General features: G+C 67.6%; 3 protein-coding genes and 1 pseudogene. All 4 read left to right on the forward strand.

Features of this window, described 5'->3' with window-relative positions:
* Nucleotides 1-83 precede the first annotated feature (83 nt).
* Nucleotides 84-1,085: a PhoH family protein gene (locus ACE3Q6_RS21560; protein ID WP_374437012.1), complete on the forward strand. Its 1,002-nt coding sequence runs from the start codon at nucleotides 84-86 to the stop codon at nucleotides 1,083-1,085.
* 173 nt (nucleotides 1,086-1,258) lie between these two features.
* Entirely contained in the window at nucleotides 1,259-1,759 is a 501-nt protein-coding gene (gene ybeY / locus ACE3Q6_RS21565) for an rRNA maturation RNase YbeY (protein ID WP_374437016.1), read from the forward strand.
* Nucleotides 1,760-1,802: 43 nt separating this feature from the next.
* Nucleotides 1,803-2,687, forward strand: coding sequence for a transporter associated domain-containing protein (locus ACE3Q6_RS21570; protein ID WP_374437020.1), 885 nt, complete (start codon nucleotides 1,803-1,805; stop codon nucleotides 2,685-2,687).
* A gap of 3 nt (nucleotides 2,688-2,690) precedes the next feature.
* Nucleotides 2,691-3,059: pseudogene (locus tag ACE3Q6_RS21575) on the forward strand (apolipoprotein N-acyltransferase); the annotation flags it as partial.

The raw sequence follows: 3,059 nt of genomic DNA on the forward strand, positions 1-3,059 counted from the left end.
ATTGTGGGGGTGGCGGGTTTTGCTTGCCACAGATCGTATCCGGCTGCAGACTTCGGATGTGGCCCTGACATGAGGAGACCCCGTTGGGCATCAGCGCGCTGACCCCCCCGTCCGCCGAGGATATCGTCGAAACCGTCCTCGAATTCCCCGACAACCGCTTGCTGATCGATCTTTGCGGCGAATTCGACCGCAACCTCGCGCAGATCGAGCACCAGATGGGGGTCCACATCCTGCGGCGCGGTAACCGGCTGGCGGTGATCGGCGAGAAGGTGGCGCGGGAACAGGCGGCGGCGGTGCTGAGGTCCTTGTATGCCCGGCTGGAAGCGGGGCGCGGGGTCGCAGCGGGCGACATCGACGGCGCGATGCGGATGGGCCGCCCGGTGGATGCCGACAGCGCCGAACAGATCGAGCTGTTTTCGACGGGGATGGAGCTGCGGACCCGCAAGAAGCCCATCGAACCCCGGACCGAGGCGCAGAAGGCCTATGTCGCGAACCTCTTCCAGCATGAATTGGGCTTCGGCATCGGGCCGGCGGGGACGGGGAAGACCTACCTAGCCGTCGCGGTAGGCGTGACGATGTTCATCTCGGGCGCGGTCGAGAAGATCATCCTGTCGCGCCCGGCGGTGGAGGCGGGGGAGCGGCTCGGCTTCCTTCCCGGCGACGCGAAGGAGAAGGTCGATCCCTACATGCAGCCCTTGTACGACGCGCTGAACGACTTCCTGCCCGCAAAGCAGGTGGAAAAGCTGATGCAGGAAAAGCGGATCGAGATCGCGCCCCTGGCCTTCATGCGCGGCCGGACGCTGTCGAACGCCTTCATCGTCCTGGACGAAGCGCAGAACGCCACGACCATGCAGATGAAGATGTTCCTGACCCGCCTGGGCGAGGGGAGCCGCATGGTCATCACCGGCGACCGGACCCAGGTGGACCTGCCGCGCGGCACGGCCTCGGGCCTTGCGGACGCCGAGCGCATCCTGAAGGGCGTGAAGGGGGTCAGCTTCAACTACTTCTCCTCGAAGGACGTCGTGCGCCACCCGCTGGTGGGCCGGATCATCGAAGCCTACGAGGCCGACGAAGCGACCGGGTAAGGGGCGGTTTTCCAAAGGAGCGCTGACGCGCGAGGCTTTTGTCTCGTCGTCGGCCTTCGCCTCCTCCTCGGGCTGACGAGGGGCGCTGCCCCTCGAGCTCCCCGGGATATCTGGAGCCAGGTGAAAGGGCAGGGTGGCTTGCCCCGGGCCGGCGTCGGCGCTAAGGGCGGCGCATGGATCTGGTCGAGACAGTGATCGAGGATGCGCGGTGGGAGGCTTTCGGGCTGGCCGCGCTGGCGGAACGCGCGGGGCGAGCGGCGCTGGCGGCTGTCGGCCTGCCGGTCGAGGGGTTCCAGGTCAGCCTGATGGGCTGCGACGACGCGCGGATCGCGGTCTTGAACGCGGATTTCCGGGGCAAGCCGCAGCCGACGAATGTGCTCAGCTGGCCCTCCGAGGAGCGCGGGGCGGAGTTCGTGGGCGAGGTGCCCGAGGCGCCGGAGCCTGGCGAGGCGGAGGACCCGGAGTCGTTGGGTGACATCGCCATCGCCTATGAGACCTGCGCCCGTGAGGCGGAAGATCAGGGCAAGCCCATGGTCGACCACGTGACCCATCTGATCGTGCATGGCGTGCTGCATCTGCTGGGCTACGACCACGTCGAAGAGGAGGATGCCGCCGTCATGGAGGCGATTGAGGTTCGGATACTTGCCAGCCTTGGGGTTTCTGACCCATATTAGGCGCTGCACCCGCGTAACGGGTGGTTTTTCGGACAAAGGACCGATGGGCAGTAGCACCGACGGGTCTCCCGCAGCGCAAGGCGCGCAGCTGGACGGGACGACCGACGACCCCGCCTCTGATCAAGGCCAGCGTGGCTTTTTCGGACGGCTTCTCTCCGCCTTCACACCCGGATCGGAACCGGCCGCCGCAGAGGCGGCACCCGGCTCGACCCCGGCGCCACAGGGACTTCATGCCCTGCGCCGGATGCGGGTCGATGACGTGGCCATCCCCAAGGCCGAGATCGTGGCGGTCCCTCTGGACATCGGCAAGGACGATCTGGTCGAGGTGTTCCGCGAACACGGGTTCAGCCGGGTCCCGGTCTACAAGGGTACGCTGGATCACCCTCAGGGGCTGGTCCTTCTGAAGGACCTGGCGCTGCAGCACGGGTTCGGAGCCTCGGGCCGGTTCAGCCTGAAGCGGCTTCTGCGGCCGATCCTCTACGCGCCGCCATCGATGCCCACGGGTGTCCTCTTGCAGAAGATGCAGAAGGACCGCGTCCACATGGCGCTGGTGATCGACGAATACGGCGGGGTCGACGGCCTGGTCACCATCGAGGACCTGATCGAGACCGTGATCGGCGAGATCGAGGACGAGCATGACGAGGACGAGGGCGCGCTCTGGAAAGAGGAGAAGCCCGGCGTGATCCTGGCCCAGTCCACCGCTCCGCTGGAAGAGATCGAGGCCGCCCTTGGCATCCCGCTGCGGATGGAGGAGGAGGACGAGGAGATCGACACGCTGGGCGGGCTCGTGTTCCTGCGGTCCGGCCGTGTTCCGGCGCGGGGCGAGGTGATCGAACACGAAAGCGGCGTCCAGTTCGAGATCGTCGACGCAGATCCGCGCCGGATCAAGCGGCTGCGCGTCCGGGTGCCCGCCGGGGAACCTGCGTGAAGCATGGCTGACGCCTTGTCCGGAAAGCGCCAGGGCGCGCTGGCCTTCGGGCTCGGCGCGGCCGCAGCGCTGGGACAGGCTCCGCTGGGGTTCTGGTGGGCTTCCGTCGCCGCGCTGGCGGCGCTGATCTGGTTGCTGGAGCGGGCACCCGACCGGCGCGCGGCCTTCCTGTGCGGCTGGCTCGCGGGGGCTGGGTATTTTGCCCTTGGCCTGAACTGGATCGTCGAGCCCTTCCTGATCGACATCGCCCGCCATGGCTGGATGGCACCCTTTGCCGTGGTGCTTCTGGCCTTCGGGCTTGGCCTCTTCTGGGCGGCGGCGGCAGTGCTTGGCCGTCTGGCCCGGGTGCAGGTCCTGGGCTTCGTCGCGGCC

The organism is Tabrizicola sp., assembly GCF_041913445.1.
Lineage (GTDB): Bacteria > Pseudomonadota > Alphaproteobacteria > Rhodobacterales > Rhodobacteraceae > Tabrizicola.